This is a genomic window from Brevibacillus migulae (genome assembly GCF_004521915.1).
Lineage (GTDB): Bacteria > Bacillota > Bacilli > Brevibacillales > Brevibacillaceae > Brevibacillus_F > Brevibacillus_F migulae.
In genome coordinates, this window is the sequence record NZ_SDKD01000005.1 from 200023 (window position 1) to 216247 (window position 16225).

A 16225-nucleotide genomic window follows, 5' to 3' on the forward strand; every position below is an offset into this window, starting at 1 on the left:
CTCTATTAAGGGTGTGTCAGGATGCCGACCGACAGCGTCACATTGCCTGCCTTCTTTTTCGTCACAACCAGCTGTTCTGCTCCCGTATATCGTTTTACCGCTGGTTCGCTCACCCCATATGCGCCCGTGAATTTGTATACAGTGTCAGATGGCTCCTCGATAGGAACCTGATTCAGCTCGTCCGGTGTGTAATGAATGAAATCCCAACCGTATTTGTCGCAGATCGCTAGAAGTCCTTCCTCGTCCTTTTTGAGATCGATCGTACAGACGGCCTTGACACTGAGGATGGAGAAACGGCATTCTTCCAGCGTATTTAGAATGACCGCTTCGATCTCTTCTACGGATGTGCCGCGGTTGCAACCGATGCCAAGCGCAATGACCTTGGGACGGTAAAGCACTCCATTTTGCAAAATCGCTTCCTCTTCCGGAGAGAGCAAACGGTGGGTAATGACTAGCGCCGCCTGAGGCTCATCCTGGAGAGCTGCCGCAATGCCATCATACAGCCGGATGTTGGGCGGCATCGGAGTATCGTGCATCCACCAGTCTCGTTCCCCCGACTCCTGTACAACTGCTACCCGCTCTTCGTTGACTACGGAAGCGCTGACTGGCGTCAACTTCTCTGCCGACTCCCACTGCCAGCCGAATCGACGGCCAAACAGATCGACCGGGATCGTCTTCTGGACATCGGATGCGGTGGTGATGATCGCCCGTGCTCCGATCATGGCGGCCACTTCCCGTGTCAGCTCATTGGCCCCGCCCAAATGGCCGGAGAGGACGCTGATCGCATGCTCTCCCTTGTCGTCAATGACGACAATGCCGGGGTCTGTTTTTTTATCCTGCAAAAGCGGGGCGATCATGCGTACCACGGCACCAAGTGATATGATCAGGATAATGCCTTTGTACGCAGGCCACAGCGCTGGCAGCAGCAGACGAACGCTCCCGGTAAACAGCTGGATCCCCCGTTCTTCCTCGTCTCCCGCTGCGAATTTGGACATGTAAAAGAGATCTGCTTGGGGAAATTGTCGCTGCATGCGTCTGGCCAATTCCACTCCGTGTTTGGTGATGGCGACCAGGCAGTAATCCCCGTGCTGCCGGATTGACGGGAGCATGCCTTCCTGCAAAACGATCGTCATGGGGACTTCACACCTTTGCGATAGCCGTGGGTAAAAGTCTTGTCGTACAGCTTGGAGCGATACTCCGTCTTCTCATGGATATGCGGATCAAGCGCCCAGCCCGCGAGAATCATGGCGTGAGAACGGATGCCCAGCTTGCCCATTTCTTCGTCAAGATGCTGCAGGGTCGTACGGACGATCTGCTGATCCGGCCAGCTTGCCCTCTGCACGACGGCTACGGGAGTATCTAAGCTCCAGCCAGCTTCGGTCAGCTCACGCACCACTTTTTTCGTCAGCGTCGCACTCAGGAAGAGCGCAAGCGTGCAGTGGTGGGAGGCCAGATCACGCAGTTTTTCGCGCTCCGGCACAGGTGTCCTGCCTTCTGCGCGGGTCAGGATCAAGGTCTGGGTCAAGTCCGGGACGGTCAGCTCCGCACCGACGGCTGCTGCGGCTGCAAACACGGAGCTCACCCCCGGAATAATCTCGGTTTCAATGCCTGCTTCTTTGAGCAGGACCATTTGCTCCATGATCGCTCCGTATACGGAAGGGTCGCCCGTGTGCAGGCGGATGACCTTTTTCCCGGCATCGATGCGTTCGATCAGAAGACCGACCATTTCTTCCAAAGCCATCCCCGAGCTCTGCAGAACTTCGGCATCCGGCTTGGCACGGGCCACCAGCTCTTCGTTAACCAGTGAATCCGTATACAGGATGACATCCGCTTCCTGCAGTAGCTTCAAGCCCTTCACCGTGATCAGGTCGGGATCTCCCGGCCCTGCACCGACGATATACAGCTTCCTCATTTTCTCACCACCATCAGTGTAAGATAGCCGAGCTCCGCCCCTGCCAGCTGACGCACGTCAGTCCAGACCACTTCCTCCGTGGAGGTTACTTTGGTCGCGACGGCCGCCTTGTGCAGCAGATCCATCTCTTCCAGCAGCTCCAGCACCATATCCAGTACTTTTGCTACCTTCAAGAAAACTACACAATCATGCTGGACCAGCGCTGTACGCATGGCTTCCCTGTCTTCCGTCGCCGGGATGATGCCAATCTGCTCGTCGCCGTCTGCAAGCGGCAGTCCCAATCTTGACGCCGCCCCGAGGAAAGAGGAGACACCGGGAATCGACCTGATCGGCACCTCGGGATGGGTCTCTTGCATGATCCGCATCATGTGGATGAAAGTGCTGTAAAAGAGCGGGTCCCCCTCAGTGACAAACGCGACGTCCTTGCCCTGCCGCAGCTGCTCCCACACCTGTGCCGTGGCACGCGCCCACTCCTGTTCCAGGACTTCCTGGTCTTTGGTCATGGGAAAAACAAGTCCAAGCATCTCTTTTTCTGCCGGGTTGACATACAGCTCTGCAATCTGATGGGCGTAGCTTTTGCTGCCCATCCGTTTTTTCGGGTAGGCAATGACAGGGGATTCCTTTAATAGGCGAAAAGCCTTGACCGTGATCAGCTCCGGATCGCCCGGGCCCACGCCAATGCCGTATAATGTGCCGATGTTGCTCACTGTGCGTCCTCCTTTTTGTGATAAGCCGTAATGATGTAGGTCGGATTCAACCCTTCAAAGCGCGTCATATGTAAAATGGGCTTGCTGCGGGCAAGATGGGCGAGTGTCACCTCTGTTTGCATGCCCAGATCCGCAAATGTCTGCATGGCATCATGCAGAGTCTCGATGGTAGCCGCGTTGACGACAATTCTGCCGTCCGGCTTCAGGCGTTCGCTGCAGATCTGGAGCAGTTCCTGCAGCTCCCCGCCGCTGCCGCCGATAAAGACCGCATCCGGATCGGGGAATTGCTCCAACCCATCTGGGGCCTTGCCATGCACCAGATGGAGATCGGTGCGGAACTTCGCAGCGTTTTCCCTGCAGTTGGCCAGATCGTCCGCATTCTTCTCGATGGCATATACGGCTCCTTCCCGGGCGATGCGGGCTGCCTCAATGGCAACGGAGCCTGTGCAGGTCCCGATGTCCCAGACGATGCTTTTGGCATGAAGCCGCAGCTGTGCGATACTGAGGACACGGACTTCTTTTTTTGTTATGAGCCCCTTGTCCGGCTTGCGCTGGGCAAATGCCTCATCCTCGATGCCAAGCGGCCATGCCGGCCCTGGGTTATTACGGCGCAAGATCACGACATTGAGGTCGGAGAACCCCTGATCGGCCATTTCATCCAGCGCATACCAGCCAGATCTCTCTTCGGTGCTTCCGAGATTCTCCCCGACAAAAGCCCGGTATTCCGTCATCCCGAATGAGAGCAGATAACGGGCGATGGCGGCAGGTGTATTTTCGCTGTCTGTCAGCAGGGCGATTTTCTCCTTGCCATCGATGCGCTGGGCCAAGCCCTTCATGCTGCGGCCGTGGACGCTTGTCACGTAGGCATCGTGCCAGGACTCTCCCATTTTGGCAAAGGCCAGCTGGATGGAGCTCAGATATGGATAGATTTCCACAGGTAGTTTCTTGTTCAGCACACTGCCAATCCCGTAAAACAGCGGATCGCCGGATGCGAGAATGACCGTGGGTCGTGTTTCACCCTGCAGTCGTTCGATCAGCGATGCCAGGCCGCCTTTTATGGCGATCTTTTCCCCAGGATATTCGGGAAAAAAGTCCAGATGTCGCTCTCCGCCTACCAGTACCTCGCTTTCCTTGATCCATTGAAGGTACTGGGGCAGAAGGCTCTTTTGTCCGTCATCCCCGATGCCGATCACTTTCATTGTTCTCTCCACTCCATGTCGTCCTCCCCAACAACGATCCTTTTAACGTAATGAGAATCGTCTCGATAGTCATGCCGCCTTTCACTTCCCGCAGCCCCTCCCGGCAGCATGCTTCACACAGTTTTTCAAAAAAGAGAGGGTGTTGCATCATCAGATCGCCGACATAGGACGCGGTCGTGGCTTCCCTCAGCTGGGCGAGGAGCTCCTCCGATGCTCCCGATTCCTCTGCCACTCGTGTCAGAAAGCCGAAATCGACCGGCGCGCTCTTGGAATGCACCATCATGACTCCTTGCGCGACTTTGGAAAACTTGCCCATCATACCGACGAGCGTCACTTTTTCAATTCCCTTGCGTTTACACATCTGCAAGGTAAAGCCGACAAAATCGCCCATCTCGATGAACGCCTCCTCCGGCAGCTCCGGATAGACCTCCATCCCGTATTTCTCGCTGCGCCCGCCTGTGGATAACACCAAATGCCGGCAGCCCGTCTCGTATGCGACATTGATCGCGTGCACGATGCTTGCCTTCCAGGCGGAGGTCGAGAACGGCACCACTATGCCACGCGTTCCGAGGATCGAGATGCCGCCTACGATACCAAGCCGGCTGTTGAGTGTCTTTTTCGCGATCTCTTCACCGTCCGGGACAGAGATGATCACTTTGACGCCACGATTCGCCCCGTGGTCCGCCAACACGGCTTCCACCGTCTCTGTGATCATTTTCCGCGGGACCGGATTAATGGCCGCCTCTCCGATGGGTACGGGCAGGCCGGGCTTGGTGACGCGACCGACGCCGATGCCCCCGTCCAGCACAAAACCTGGCGTATCGAGCCAGGAAACTGTGCTTTGAATCAATGCACCATGCGTGGCATCCGGATCGTCCCCGCCATCCTTGATCACCTCAGCGACAGCCATATCCCGGGTAAACTCGCATTTGACGATCGTAAAAGTCACCTCTTGTCCAATCGGCAGCATGATGGTCGCCTCTTCCACGGTCTCCTGATGGATCAAGGCGAGCAGCGCCGCTTTGGTGGCTGCCGTCGCATTGGCTCCTGTCGTGTAGCCATATCGCAGCGGTTTTTCTTCCTTGGCTTCCATCTTGGCTTCCATGAGCTTACATCCTTTCCGCCATGATAGAGATCGCGTTGACCGCCGCTACCGTGACGGGGCTGCCTCCTTTTCGCCCAATATTCGTGATGAATGGCACATCCAGCTTGGCCAGCTCCTCCTTGGATTCAGCCGCAGAGACAAAGCCCACGGGCATGCCGACGATCAAGCCTGGCTTCGCTTCGCCTTCCTTCACCAGCCGGATGAGTTCCAAGAGAGCCGTCGGCGCATTCCCTATGGCGAAAATGCCACCTTCCGCTTCTTTGATCGCTTTGCGGATCGAGATGATGGCCCGGGTGGTGTTGAGGCGTTTCGCCTCTTGCATCACATCGGGATCAGAAATGTACACTTTGACTTCTCCACCGAATTTTTCAATGCGGTTCTTGCTGATGCCCGCCTGTATCATCTGCACATCGGCGACGACAAGCTTGCCGCTGCGGATCGCGCGTATCCCCGCCTGAATCGCATCGGGGTGGAATAGCAGGCTGCGCCCCAGCTCAAAATCGGCGGAAGCATGGATGACGCGCTGCACCACCGGGAACTGCTCTGGCGTGAAAGGATGCTCCCCGAGCTCCTCCGTGATGATCTGAAAGCTCAAGTCCTCAATCTCCTGAGGTTGGACCGTGAGCGGTTTAAACGCTGTGTGAAATTCCATTTGTCGTGCCTCCTCCTACTGGTTTTTTCATCGTCCGCGCGAGCTCGTCCAGCACGCCTGCGAAATCGGAAAACACGGTGCCATAGGCGATGGGTGGGCGGGCGATAATGATGGTCTCGATCCCCATCTCCAGCGCGGCTTCCACTTTCTCGTCAAACGCTCCCGCCTTGCCGCTTTCCTTTGTAATCATCAGAGTGACATTGTAGTGGGCATAGAGCGCCTTGTTCAGTTCTTTCGAAAAGGGACCTTGCATGGCAACGATGTTTTTCTGCTCAATCCCTAGCTCCTGGCACTTTTCCATGTTGTCTACACGGGGCAGCATGCGGGCGACCAGCGTCGTGTCCGGCAAGCCGTGCAGTTTTTCTGTGAAAATCTGCAGGGTTTTACTCCCCGTGGTAAGCATAATGACACCGCGCCGCTCTGCTGCCAGCTCGGCTGCTTCTGCATAGTCACGGGCGATCGTCACTCTATCGTGCTGGGGATAGCTGGCATTCTCCCGTTCAAAGCGAATATAGGGCACTCCTGCAGCTTTTGCGGCCGCCATTGCGTTTTTGGAGGCTTCCTCCGCAAACGGGTGGCTCGCATCGACTACGGTATGAATGCCGAGCTTCTGGATCAAGTCGGTCGTTTCGGAGTCTGTGAGACGACCTGTACGCACAGGCAGCCCTGCTTCCTGCATGCTTTTGGCCGCATTCTCCGTGACGACCGAGGTAAGCAGCTTATAGCCTTCCTGTTGGATGCGCAGCGCCAAGTCTCTGGCGTCGCTGGTACCGGCAAAAACCAGGATCATCCGGCATACTTCCTTTCTTTACTTGCGTATGAGTGTGATGGGGTGGTGATGATGGTCGTGTTCATGATCGTCATCGTCATGATGATGGTGATCATGTTCGTGGTGATGGTCATGACCGTGATGATGCTGATGATCGTGGCTGTGCCCATGTTCGTGATGGTGATCATGCTCGTGATGGTGATCATGATCGTGATGGTGATGATGATGATGCCCGATATGCTCCATCGCTGCCAATCGGTACTGGCACGTATCACAATTCATCCGGACCCGCCCTTGGAACGCTTCTTCGACCCTGTCCTTGAATACTTCCTTCAGCAGCGGATGGAAGCCAAAATATTCAGCGAGTGTAAATTGCTTATCCGGCTCGCGCTTGGTCCACTCTTCCAAATATTCGGCCATTCGTTTCATCAAGACACCGGTGAAAAGAAAGTATGGCAGCACCACCACATGGCGTGCGCCAAGCTTCAAGCAACGTTCCATGCCTTCGTCAAACAACGGGAAGGTAACCCCCATGAATCCGGTCTCCACGATCTTTACACCGGTACGCTCTGTAAACAGTCGAGCCATCTTGTAGAGATCACTGTTGGCATCGGGATCGCTGCTGCCCCGGCCTACGATCAGGACAGCCATTTCCTCCGGCTTGCTTCCTGCCGGCACTCCCACTTCCTCCAAGCGCGCCTCCAGTATCGACAGCACTTCTTCGTGAATACCTACTGGACGACCATAGATGAACTCCACCAGCGGATATTTCTCCCGGACTTCGTCGATCGCAGCTGGAATATGGATTTTGGCATGTCCCGCAGAGAAGAGCATGATGGGGATGACGACAATACGGGTCGCTCCTTTTTGCACACATGTGTCCAGCCCTCTATACATGTCCGGTTGCACAAACTCGAGAAAGCATGTTTCCACGAGCGGCACTGCCAGCTCATTTGCGATTCCCGCAACGAACTGCCTGACCTCCTCATTCCCCGCAGGGTCTTTGCTGCCATGTCCGACAAACAATACTGCATCCATTTTCATTGCCTCCCTTTATTCGCCGCACACGGCATTTTCGATGGTCACCGTCGCCACTTCACGATAGGCAAACCCTTCCACGACCCCGACACGTTTGAAAAATTTATGGAACCGCTCATCCGGGAATCCGGTGCTCCGGTACTGCTCGATGATGCGAGTCAGCACAGGCAAAAGTTCATCAGGCTTGATCCCTTCCGCCACCGGGACGCCTGCATGTGCGCTCCGTCCGACGGTTTTTGCACCGAGGAACAGATCAAAGCCGCCTTTGCGGTAGACGATGCCGATATCTTCTTTTACCGCTCCGTAGCAAGCCATCCCGCAGCCGTTGAAACCGATCCTCAGCTCCTTCGGCAGGGACTGTCCACCCAGACGCGCATGCAGCTCTTCCGCGTACGGGATCGCATCTTTTTTCTCGCCATTGCAAAAATCGCATGCTTTTACCTGCAGCACGTCTCCTACTGGCATCAGAAGCAATCCAGCTTCCTCTAAGCGTCGGGTAATGTTGGCCGGTTCCGCATTCGGGATGCGGAGGATGATCTGGTGGTGGGGGGTATACTCGATTTCTCCCCGCTCTCCGGCTATCTCCGCGAGCAAGATCATCTGCTGCGGGGTAAACTTTTTGTTGACAATGCCAGGGCTGACGGCGCATTCAAAGATCGTCTCCTGACGAAATAATGGCTGTTGGCAGGAAGTTTCGTTTGATGGAGAGTCGTACGTTTCCACCTGCAATCCGAGTGAACGCTGCAGCGTAGACAACGCTTCCTGTGCCAATTGTGCCGGGGAGCGGTCAGCAACGGTGTGGGCTGCTGGGGACGTCCGAATTGTCTCAATTGCCTGATTTGCTCTAGCTGTATGTACCCCACTCTCCATCTGTTGCTCCGAATCGATCCCTGTACTTCCAACCACTCTTACATGTTCGTCCATTCTTGCTTGACTTTCTGTGCCTCGCCCTTGATCAACCGCAGGCTTTAAGGTTGCTTCGAGCGCCCACGGTTCATTTTCGCTTCGCAGCCGCTCATACGGCTTTAGCGGTTGGTTGTCAGAGGTCAGTGTGTATTTGCGTTGATACCCGCGCGGTGTGATGATCTTGCCGTCATAGACAAAGGTTGAGGCATTGCCGATGATTACCGTAGTCAGCATGCCGATGTCATGGTCCAGCATCCGATCAAGCGTCGTGATCTCCACATGCTGGCGATCACGGTAAGCACTCTTTACGATACCCACAGGTGTGTCTGGGGAACGGTGCTTCAGGATGATCCGCTGCGCCTCGACGATCTGTCGGGTTCGCCGTCCGCTTTTCGGATTGTACAGCGCGATGACAAAGTCGGCACCGGCCGCCGCATCGATGCGCTTGGCGATCAGCTCCCACGGCGTCAAATGGTCGCTAAGACTGATGGTGCAAGCATCATGCATGATGGGGGCACCCAGCAAAGCGGCGCTGGAATTGATCGCGGAAATGCCGGGGATGACCTCAACCTCTACCCCGTCTGCTTCCCTCCAGCCCTTTTCTACCAAGACTTCATAGATCAGCCCGGCCATGCCATATACGCCCGCATCCCCGCTGGAAATAACGGCCACTTTTTTTCCCTGTTCCGCTTGACGCACTGCTTCCCTGGCGCGGCTCACTTCCTCCGTCATGCCGGTGCTGACGATTTCCTGATGGGTCAGCAGTCCTTGGATCAGCTCTACATAAGTGGTGTATCCGATGATGATGTCGCTTTCTTCAATGGCATCCCGCGCACGCTTTGTGATATGCTCAGCGCTGCCGGGACCAAAGCCGATTACGAGCAGCTTGCCTGCCATGTCGCTCACTCCTCTTTTCAGTTACATGCTTTGAATGATCATGAAGCCGAGTACCAAGCTGTAGCCGCCAGTTAGCGTACCAAGCAGCAGCTGGACTCTTCTTTTTAATGCGGCTTTCATAAAACCCCAAGAGGCCGCAAACGTGACGAGCACAGTGGCGATGAGCAGCCCGACGGTAAAGAGCAATATCTGTATGCTGGCAAATAAGAAATTGTCCATCCCTACGCTGCTTCCAATCAGCATCACCTGGGTCGGAGTCTCCGCCCCGATGCCATGCAAGATGCCGATGCAAAAAGCGCTCAGGATCCCCATTTTCTGAATCTGCGTCCGGTTGGTTTTGATGCGGAACATCCGGGCTACCATCTGAATGATGAGCTCCCAGCGGCTCTGATACTCATAGGCTTCTCTCTGCTGAAAGATACTCCACAAAATGAAGCCCCCCAGCACCAAGAGACTCAACCCGACCAGAAATTCCATCGTATGCAGAATCGAATCCGGCAGCTTGGTGCCGATCATCACCGCCAGCATGCCGATCACCAGCACGATGGCTCCATGGCCCAGCGCATACATGATCCCCATCTGCAGCTGCCGTTTGCGCTGCTTTTCTGCGCCCACCATATCGGCGATTGCAGCTACGTGATCGGAATCCATCCCGTGCCGAAAACCGATCAGTATGGCAAAAAACGTAAAAGACAAAATCTCAAGTACCATCGAATCCCCTCCTATTTTCAAAAAAGTCATACTGATTTGTTAATCGCAAGCGTCCGCATCCAAGCTTCATGAAAAACGTCTCGATGTATTTCACAAAAAAAGAGCATTCCTACCTCATCAAAAGGGTAGAAATGCCCCATGACGGATTGCGCATCCGTGGCACTTCAACACCCCCTATCCGCGTAGGTTGATTGTGTTTCACAAAAACAGGCAGGTCTCCTGGCTTAGGGCGTCTCTATTCGTGCCTTCCCGGAAAGCTGGTTTCCAGTGGCATGTGGCGAACAGATAGCTCATGGTTGATGAGCACCCATCACAGTGGCGGGACCGCGCCGGCTTTACACCGGACTTCCCTTTTAAGTCGAGCCGCGCTTTTTCGTAATGAAGCACGCTCCACACCTGTTTTCTCATTTATTCAATTATCCAAATCTCTCAGATCATAAGCTCCATATAGGCTGCATTGGGAAGAATCCCCACTTCCTTACCATACGCCTGTCCCAGGCATTTGATGATACTGCCGTGGGTGACGAGCAAAATATCTTTCTGCGGGTAGGACGCCGCAAGAAATTCCGCTGCTGCCACTACCCGGTCGCGCACCGCTGCAAGGGCTTCAATGTCCAACTGTCCATCCTGGATTTCCTCTACATCAGCAATGCCGTAGCGTTCCCGGATTTCTTGCCAAGTTAAGCCCTCCAGTCTGCCAAACGCGCGTTCTCGAATGGATGGCATCACTTGTACGGGTACCTGGAAGAACTCACCTGCGATGAAAGCTGACTGCGCGGCGCGAAGCAGCGGACTGGTGAAGATTCGCGCGAGCCGTACGTCTTCTTTGGCCGATGCAAGTGTCCTGCATACTTGCCTGATTTGCTCCCTTCCATCGGCGAGAAGCGGGATATCCTGCAGCCCTTGGATCCGTCTTTCCCGATTCCACTGGGTCTCACCATGCCTTATGACAAACAGACGCATAGGCTGTTCCTCCTACTTCCCGATCTGGTTGAGCAGCACGCCCACCGCAAAGAGAAGCAGGCAGAGGACACTCACTTTTTTCATCACATCAACGGTTCGTCGAATATCTTCCGGATTGATCGCGCGTGTCGGTTCCCCCATTCGGGCCCGATGGGAGGCGATGCCCTGGTAATAGTTTGTGCCTCCCAACTGAATGCCGAGCGCACCCGCGATGCCTGCTTCCGGTATTCCGCTGTTAGGGCTGGGATGCAGCCGTGCATCTCGCAGGATCGTGCGCCAGCATCCCTTCCAATCGATTTTACTGAACATGCTGACTGCAACCAGCATTACGCCCGTCAAGCGCGCCGGTATGTAATTCAGTACATCGTCGAAACGGGCAGACGCCCATCCCAGATGGAGATATCGTTCATTTTTGTAGCCGACCATGGAATCGAGCGTATTGGCCGCCCGATAGACAAACGCAAGCGGCGCTCCGCCGATAGCTGCATAAAACAGCGGGGAGATGATCGCATCCACAATGTTCTCTGCGACTGTCTCTACTGCTCCTCGGCAAATCTCAGGCTGATCGAGCCGTTCCGTGTCACGTCCGACCACCATGGACAGGGAGCGTCTGGCCTCCGCCAGATCACCGCGCTGTAAGTGACGATAAATCTCCATTCCCGCATCCGCCAGCCCCTTGGTAGCGATGGTCGTGGAGATAAGAACTACTTCCAGCCCCGCAGCCAGCCAAGGGTGAATTCGAGCGGCTGCAAGCAAGATCAGCCAGACCAAAAGTCCGCTGCCGCCCGCAATGCAGATGGGAAACAATAAGCCCGCCGCTTTTAGCGCTCGCTCTCTAGAAACGCATCTTCGTACCGCCTTTTCCAGCTGCTTGATGCTTTCACCCATCAAGACTACGGGGTGAGGAAGCCAGCGGGGGTCTCCGATAATGCGATCCAGCAGATAGGCGGCGAAAAGGATCAAGGTCTTTATCATCTCACACCTCTCTTTGCGTACGTACCGCTTCCAGAACGGCTTCGTAGGTTAATCGCCCAATCGTCTGTCCGATCGTCGTAGCGGTTCCGGCGAACTGGTGAACGCCCGCAAAGTGCGCCGCTTGACTCGCGGCCAGGACGATCGCATCGCTCGTGGTGCCGGTGATCACCTCACCGTTCGGGTCGCGGATATCGGCGTCCTGCAGCGCCGCGCATTTGGCCTCGGTCGCCGTCATAACAGCATTGATCATCGCAGCGGGCGTGAGTCTAGCATCGAGCATGATCATCACGTTGATCGTGCCAGCTTGATAGGCGGAAAATGCTTTTCTCCTGCGTCCTGCCCTGGCCCCATTTCCCGTTCCCGCCGTTGCGCAGACGAGCAGGCGGAACTGATCCCCTTCCTCCTCATGGACACCGGCATGTGTCAACCGGGCAGCGGTCAAAAGTCCGACTGTTTCATCCGAATCGTACCCCCAATGAGCGATCTGGTTCGCCAGCTGGAGTGCCGGATCGCTGCATTGGTAATCTAAAGGAACCGAACCGTTGATATACGTGCGGGCATGCTGCATTCCACCACGCCACAGTGCGCTGCTTACGGTCTGCATCAGCTCTGTGCTTTGGATCACGAGGTGGTCTTCCCGCAGTCGTAGCTTCAGATCTGGCCATACCTGCGAATCAAAACAAGTCATGCTGCGAAACGGTTGTGCCATGCTTTGATCTCCTTATAACTGTGTACTCTCGATAAACCAATGGCTCCCGTCCCAGTGGGCAACAAGGGCATCTCCGTGAGAGATTGCCTGCACCTCCCAGAACCGTCGCGGATCACCGTGAATCCATTTGCTTTGGAACCAGCGGATAACCCCGCCGTGGCTTACCAACAAAACCGTGTCATGTGGCGCACAGGTAGCTAAGATTCCTTGCAGCGAACGATCGATGCGGTCTCCGAAAGCTTTCAGGGTTTCGCCAGCCGGCGGGGCGACAGCAAACGGGTCCGAATACCATTTGACGGCATGCTCCCGATCCTCTTCCATGATCTCCGCATAGGTTTTGCCCTCCCAACGGCCAAACGATAGCTCCCGCAAAGCTGGACATGCGATTGGCTGAAGTCCGTGGCGCTCCGAAATGGCTGTAGCCGTCTGGATGCACCGCTGCAAATCACTGGTGTACACAGCCGTGATCGGCCACTCTGACAGCCGCTGAGCCAGATACCTCGCCTGCGCTACTCCCGTGCTGTTGAGCGGCGGGTCTGCCTGTCCGAGATAACGGCGCATACGATTCTCCTCGGTCTCCCCGTGACGCACCCAGATCCATTTCATGACAGCCACCTGCCTACGGCCAGCAGTCCCAGGAGGCAAACCGCCTCAGTCGACTCGATCAATGCCCCATAGACGTCACCCGTCAATCCACCTAGCTTGCGGTAGACTTTGAAGGCAAACACGACCGCAAAACATGCAGCGATTCCGATCGCCACGAGTAACTGCCAGCTGCCTAGAAACCAACCAACCGACAGCATGAAGACACAGCCGAAGCCCAAGCTCCAAACGTTCAACGCTTCACGCATCCCAAGCGCGATCCCGTCTCGCGCCAGATAAGGAAAAGAGCGCATCATGACCATTACCAGTGTACGGGCTACCAATGGAACGGCGATGATCCTGATGTTCCCCGGCAGGGTAAAGAAATCGGCAAGCGTGACTCCTTTCAGCAAGAAGAGGGAGATAGCTGCGATTACCCCCATCGCTCCGACACGGCTGTCTTTCATGATGGTCAGCATCTGCTCGCGAGACCGATTGCTCCCCAGTCCGTCCGCCAGATCCATCCAGCCGTCCAAATGCAGTCCGCCGGTGATGTAAACCCAGAACAGAAGCGTCAGAACCGCACTCACCTGAGGCGAAAATGTGCTCATCGCCGCAGCATGAACTCCCCACAGCAACAAACCGATTAACGCTCCGACAACGGGGTAGTATCGGACGCTTCGCTGCCAGTCTTCTGTCGAATAATTCAGATTCGGAACGGGAATGCGTGTCAGAAAGGAAACCGCCTGCAGCATCGCCTTCATCCTTTGAGCCTCCAAGGGATGCCAGCCATCACCGCATACACTTCGTCCGCATGGCGAGCCATCTGTTGATTGGCTTCCCCCAGCACATCAGCGAACCATCTGCCGAGCGGTGTTAGGGCCACGCCTCCCAATCCAACTTCATTTGTCACGATTACCATGGTCCCATGGAATGTTCTCGCGTTTTCCAGCAGTTGCCCGATCTCATGGTGAAGCTGCCTAGAAATCTCTTCATCCCGCAGCTTCTCCTCAGGCAGTTCCATCAATTTGCGGCTGATCCAGCCTGACAGGCAGTCCAAAAGCACCCCCTGATTATCGCCGGCTATCTGCATTATTTCCGCAAGGCTGTCCTTTATCTCCAGCAATCCCCAATGTGCGGGCCGACGTAGTCGATGCTCCCGGATCCGGTTGGCCGACTCATCATCCCATGCTTGCCCGGTCGCCACGTACAACACGGATTCTGTTTCAGCGGCAACCAATTCCTCGGCAAACCGGCTTTTCCCTGACCGCACGCCGCCGGTAACCAAGATTAGTTTCAAGAATCATCGCTCCTTTCCGTTTCCGATACGATCCTGTCATAAAGCGCGCTTCACCCTCGCGATCTCGCACAGCTCAGCTACCAGTCGCTGATTTTGCTCCCGAGTACGCACTGCGATCCGGAAGTGATGCTCCGTAAGGCCTGGATATTGTGAGCAATCACGGATCAAGATTCCCTTTTTTCCCAAAAGCTGCTGCAGCTCTACTGCGGGTAGATTGGCTGGACTTCGCACTAGCAAAAAGTTGGCTTCTCCGTCCCATACCTGCCACTCCAGCTTGCTGCGGATTTGATCCTGTAACCAGACTCGTTCCACGGCTATCCATTGCCGTGTATTCCCTGCAAATTCCGCTTCCTGCAGACATACTTCTCCCGCAAGCAAGGCGAGCTGATTGACGCTCCAAGTCACTTGCTTGTTTTTCATGCGCTCCACCATGGCAGGATGCGCGATGCTATACCCGAGGCGCAGCCCGGGGATCGCAAACATTTTCGTCAGCGAGCGAATCAGAATCACCTGTGGAAAACGCTGCAATTCCGCAAGCAACGAAAACTGCTTCTCCTCCGGGACAAAATCAAGAAATGCCTCATCTGCAACCAAAACGGTCCCTGTCTCATTCGTCCAAGCGGCCATTTGCAGCCATTGCTCCCGCTCGTACAGCATCCCGGTCGGATTATTGGGAGAGCCGACAAATATCATATCCGCCTCTACGAAAAGCCTGTGCAGCTGCTCCATCTCCGGCTGATACCCGCTCTCTTCCTTTCCATAAATCGCTATGACTTTTGCTCCAAATTGACTGGCCAGCTTCGCATACTCGGAGAAGCAAGGGTATACCACGCCAACCTTTTTTGGCTGCAGCGCCAGGATCGCCAGTGCCATGCATTCAGCCGCCCCATTGCCAGGAAGCAGCCAGTCAGCCTCTACATTCAGCTTTTCTGCCAGCGACTTCCGGAAAACCCGGTGCCCTGGATCCGGGTAATGAACGATCTCCGTCAGAGCAGTCTGCAGCGTTTCCAAAAGCCGAGGCGGAGGACCTAGCGGATTGATATTGGCGCTGAAGTCCACCATTTCCTGAGGCGCACGACCGAAAAGTTCCGCTGCGGTGACCAAATCGCCGCCATGGCCGTATCGCTCAATCCCTGATGTCATCAGTACTCGACCCCCAGCACAGCGGGCACGCCTTCGTCATAGTAGTGCTTCACGGCCTTCATCTCTGTCACCAGATCCGCCTCGTCAATCAATTCCGGCTTGGCACTCCTGCCGGTGATCACCAGATGCATCCCATGAGGGCGGTTGCGGATCAGCTCCAGCACCTCCTCTACCGGCAGCACATCTGCGATGGGAAAGCGGTCAATCGCCAGCGCATTGTTCAGCTCGTCCAGGATCACTACATCGTATCCACCGTTCCTTACTTTCTCTTTGGTGAACTGCCAAGCTTGCTGGAGAGCTTGTCGATGCTCCTCAGGAGTCTTGGTCCATGTAAATCCTACGCCTGTCTGGTGGATCTCGATTCCCAGTTGATCAAACACGATTTTTTCCCCATATGTCCGCTCTGGGGATTTGATGAATTGAATGACGATCACTCGTTTTCCTCGGCCTTTAGCCCGTATAGCCAGTCCAAGAGCCGCTGTGGTTTTCCCTTTTCCATCACCGGTATATACCAAGACGAGTCCGCGTTTCTTGTCCGGTTTTTGCATCCATTTGTCCCCTCTTTTCGCACCTCTGCGGTTCACGGATCAATGTGTACTTGCAAACAAAAAAACGCCTTGTTTTCCAAATTTCGGGTAGGAAAACAAAGCGTGAAAG

The 16225-nt window shown here is 55.3% G+C and carries 18 protein-coding genes and 1 riboswitch; all 18 genes read right to left on the reverse strand.

Going from position 1 to position 16225, the window contains the following annotated elements; genetic code table 11:
• Positions 1–5: 5 nt before the first annotated feature.
• Positions 6–1133: a cobalt-precorrin 5A hydrolase gene (locus EIZ37_RS07845; protein WP_134684024.1), complete on the reverse strand. Its 1128-nt coding sequence runs from the start codon at positions 1131–1133 to the stop codon at positions 6–8.
• A complete protein-coding gene (gene cobM, locus EIZ37_RS07850) occupies positions 1130–1912 on the reverse strand; it encodes a precorrin-4 C(11)-methyltransferase (protein WP_134684025.1) in 783 nt (260 codons plus the stop codon). The genes EIZ37_RS07845 and cobM overlap by 4 nt, the downstream gene beginning before the upstream one ends.
• A complete protein-coding gene (gene cobI, locus EIZ37_RS07855) occupies positions 1909–2619 on the reverse strand; it encodes a precorrin-2 C(20)-methyltransferase (RefSeq protein ID WP_134684026.1) in 711 nt (236 codons plus the stop codon). The genes cobM and cobI overlap by 4 nt, the downstream gene beginning before the upstream one ends.
• Positions 2616–3830: a precorrin-6y C5,15-methyltransferase (decarboxylating) subunit CbiE gene (gene cbiE / locus EIZ37_RS07860; RefSeq protein ID WP_134684027.1), complete on the reverse strand. Its 1215-nt coding sequence runs from the start codon at positions 3828–3830 to the stop codon at positions 2616–2618. Before cbiE ends, cobI begins: the two co-directional genes overlap by 4 nt.
• Complete coding sequence (locus EIZ37_RS07865; protein WP_235827917.1) at positions 3793–4923, reverse strand: cobalt-precorrin-5B (C(1))-methyltransferase; 1131 nt, start codon at positions 4921–4923, stop codon at positions 3793–3795. The genes cbiE and EIZ37_RS07865 overlap by 38 nt, the downstream gene beginning before the upstream one ends.
• Before the next feature lie 4 nt (positions 4924–4927).
• The gene (locus EIZ37_RS07870) at positions 4928–5575 is read right to left on the reverse strand and encodes a precorrin-8X methylmutase (RefSeq protein ID WP_134684028.1); all 648 of its coding nucleotides are present in this window, start codon (positions 5573–5575) and stop codon (positions 4928–4930) included.
• Positions 5553–6365: a precorrin-6A reductase gene (gene cobK, locus EIZ37_RS07875; RefSeq protein ID WP_134684029.1), complete on the reverse strand. Its 813-nt coding sequence runs from the start codon at positions 6363–6365 to the stop codon at positions 5553–5555. The genes EIZ37_RS07870 and cobK overlap by 23 nt, the downstream gene beginning before the upstream one ends.
• A gap of 18 nt (positions 6366–6383) precedes the next feature.
• A complete protein-coding gene (locus EIZ37_RS07880) occupies positions 6384–7382 on the reverse strand; it encodes a sirohydrochlorin chelatase (RefSeq protein ID WP_134684030.1) in 999 nt (332 codons plus the stop codon).
• Between the two features lie 15 nt (positions 7383–7397).
• Positions 7398–9185 (reverse strand): precorrin-3B C(17)-methyltransferase, encoded by a 1788-nt coding sequence (cobJ, locus tag EIZ37_RS07885; protein ID WP_134684031.1) that lies wholly within the window; start codon positions 9183–9185, stop codon positions 7398–7400.
• Positions 9186–9206: 21 nt separating this feature from the next.
• Positions 9207–9896, reverse strand: a complete 690-nt coding sequence (locus EIZ37_RS07890; RefSeq protein WP_167568721.1) for a HoxN/HupN/NixA family nickel/cobalt transporter — start codon at positions 9894–9896, stop codon at positions 9207–9209.
• 192 nt (positions 9897–10088) lie between these two features.
• Positions 10089–10311: riboswitch (cobalamin riboswitch) on the reverse strand.
• A gap of 14 nt (positions 10312–10325) precedes the next feature.
• Positions 10326–10859 (reverse strand): histidine phosphatase family protein, encoded by a 534-nt coding sequence (locus EIZ37_RS07895; protein WP_134684033.1) that lies wholly within the window; start codon positions 10857–10859, stop codon positions 10326–10328.
• A gap of 12 nt (positions 10860–10871) precedes the next feature.
• A complete protein-coding gene (gene cbiB / locus EIZ37_RS07900; RefSeq protein WP_134684034.1) occupies positions 10872–11834 on the reverse strand; it encodes an adenosylcobinamide-phosphate synthase CbiB in 963 nt (320 codons plus the stop codon).
• 1 nt (position 11835) lies between these two features.
• On the reverse strand, positions 11836–12543 hold the full coding sequence (locus EIZ37_RS07905) for an adenosylcobinamide amidohydrolase (protein ID WP_134684035.1): 708 nt from the start codon (positions 12541–12543) through the stop codon (positions 11836–11838).
• Between the two features lie 12 nt (positions 12544–12555).
• A complete protein-coding gene (locus EIZ37_RS07910) occupies positions 12556–13149 on the reverse strand; it encodes a histidine phosphatase family protein (protein WP_134684036.1) in 594 nt (197 codons plus the stop codon).
• Complete coding sequence (gene cobS / locus EIZ37_RS07915) at positions 13146–13889, reverse strand: adenosylcobinamide-GDP ribazoletransferase (protein WP_134684037.1); 744 nt, start codon at positions 13887–13889, stop codon at positions 13146–13148. Before cobS ends, EIZ37_RS07910 begins: the two co-directional genes overlap by 4 nt.
• Entirely contained in the window at positions 13886–14425 is a 540-nt protein-coding gene (gene cobU, locus EIZ37_RS07920; RefSeq protein ID WP_134684038.1) for a bifunctional adenosylcobinamide kinase/adenosylcobinamide-phosphate guanylyltransferase, read from the reverse strand. The genes cobS and cobU overlap by 4 nt, the downstream gene beginning before the upstream one ends.
• 36 nt (positions 14426–14461) lie before the next feature.
• Positions 14462–15568 carry a threonine-phosphate decarboxylase CobD gene (gene cobD / locus EIZ37_RS07925; RefSeq protein ID WP_134684039.1) on the reverse strand — a complete coding sequence of 369 codons (1107 nt, stop codon included), beginning with the start codon at positions 15566–15568 and terminating at the stop codon, positions 14462–14464.
• A complete protein-coding gene (gene cobO, locus EIZ37_RS07930; RefSeq protein WP_134684040.1) occupies positions 15568–16116 on the reverse strand; it encodes a cob(I)yrinic acid a,c-diamide adenosyltransferase in 549 nt (182 codons plus the stop codon). The genes cobD and cobO overlap by 1 nt, the downstream gene beginning before the upstream one ends.
• Positions 16117–16225: the final 109 nt, after the last annotated feature.

Bases quoted from the DNA above. Each gene is read 5' to 3' on its own strand.
- EIZ37_RS07845 (WP_134684024.1), bottom strand. From the start codon at position 1,133: ATGACGATCGTTTTGCAGGAAGGCATGCTCCCGTCAATCCGGCAGCAC.
- cobM (WP_134684025.1), bottom strand. From the start codon at position 1,912: ATGAGGAAGCTGTATATCGTCGGTGCAGGGCCGGGAGATCCCGACCTG.
- EIZ37_RS07865 (WP_235827917.1), bottom strand. From the start codon at position 4,923: ATGGAAGCCAAGATGGAAGCCAAGGAAGAAAAACCGCTGCGATATGGC.
- EIZ37_RS07870 (WP_134684028.1), bottom strand. From the start codon at position 5,575: ATGGAATTTCACACAGCGTTTAAACCGCTCACGGTCCAACCTCAGGAG.
- cobK (WP_134684029.1), bottom strand. From the start codon at position 6,365: ATGATCCTGGTTTTTGCCGGTACCAGCGACGCCAGAGACTTGGCGCTG.
- EIZ37_RS07880 (WP_134684030.1), bottom strand. From the start codon at position 7,382: ATGGATGCAGTATTGTTTGTCGGACATGGCAGCAAAGACCCTGCGGGG.
- cobJ (WP_134684031.1), bottom strand. From the start codon at position 9,185: ATGGCAGGCAAGCTGCTCGTAATCGGCTTTGGTCCCGGCAGCGCTGAG.
- EIZ37_RS07890 (WP_167568721.1), bottom strand. From the start codon at position 9,896: ATGGTACTTGAGATTTTGTCTTTTACGTTTTTTGCCATACTGATCGGT.
- EIZ37_RS07895 (WP_134684033.1), bottom strand. From the start codon at position 10,859: ATGCGTCTGTTTGTCATAAGGCATGGTGAGACCCAGTGGAATCGGGAA.
- cbiB (WP_134684034.1), bottom strand. From the start codon at position 11,834: ATGATAAAGACCTTGATCCTTTTCGCCGCCTATCTGCTGGATCGCATT.
- EIZ37_RS07905 (WP_134684035.1), bottom strand. From the start codon at position 12,543: ATGGCACAACCGTTTCGCAGCATGACTTGTTTTGATTCGCAGGTATGG.
- EIZ37_RS07910 (WP_134684036.1), bottom strand. From the start codon at position 13,149: ATGAAATGGATCTGGGTGCGTCACGGGGAGACCGAGGAGAATCGTATG.
- cobS (WP_134684037.1), bottom strand. From the start codon at position 13,889: ATGAAGGCGATGCTGCAGGCGGTTTCCTTTCTGACACGCATTCCCGTT.
- cobD (WP_134684039.1), bottom strand. From the start codon at position 15,568: ATGACATCAGGGATTGAGCGATACGGCCATGGCGGCGATTTGGTCACC.
- cobO (WP_134684040.1), bottom strand. From the start codon at position 16,116: ATGCAAAAACCGGACAAGAAACGCGGACTCGTCTTGGTATATACCGGT.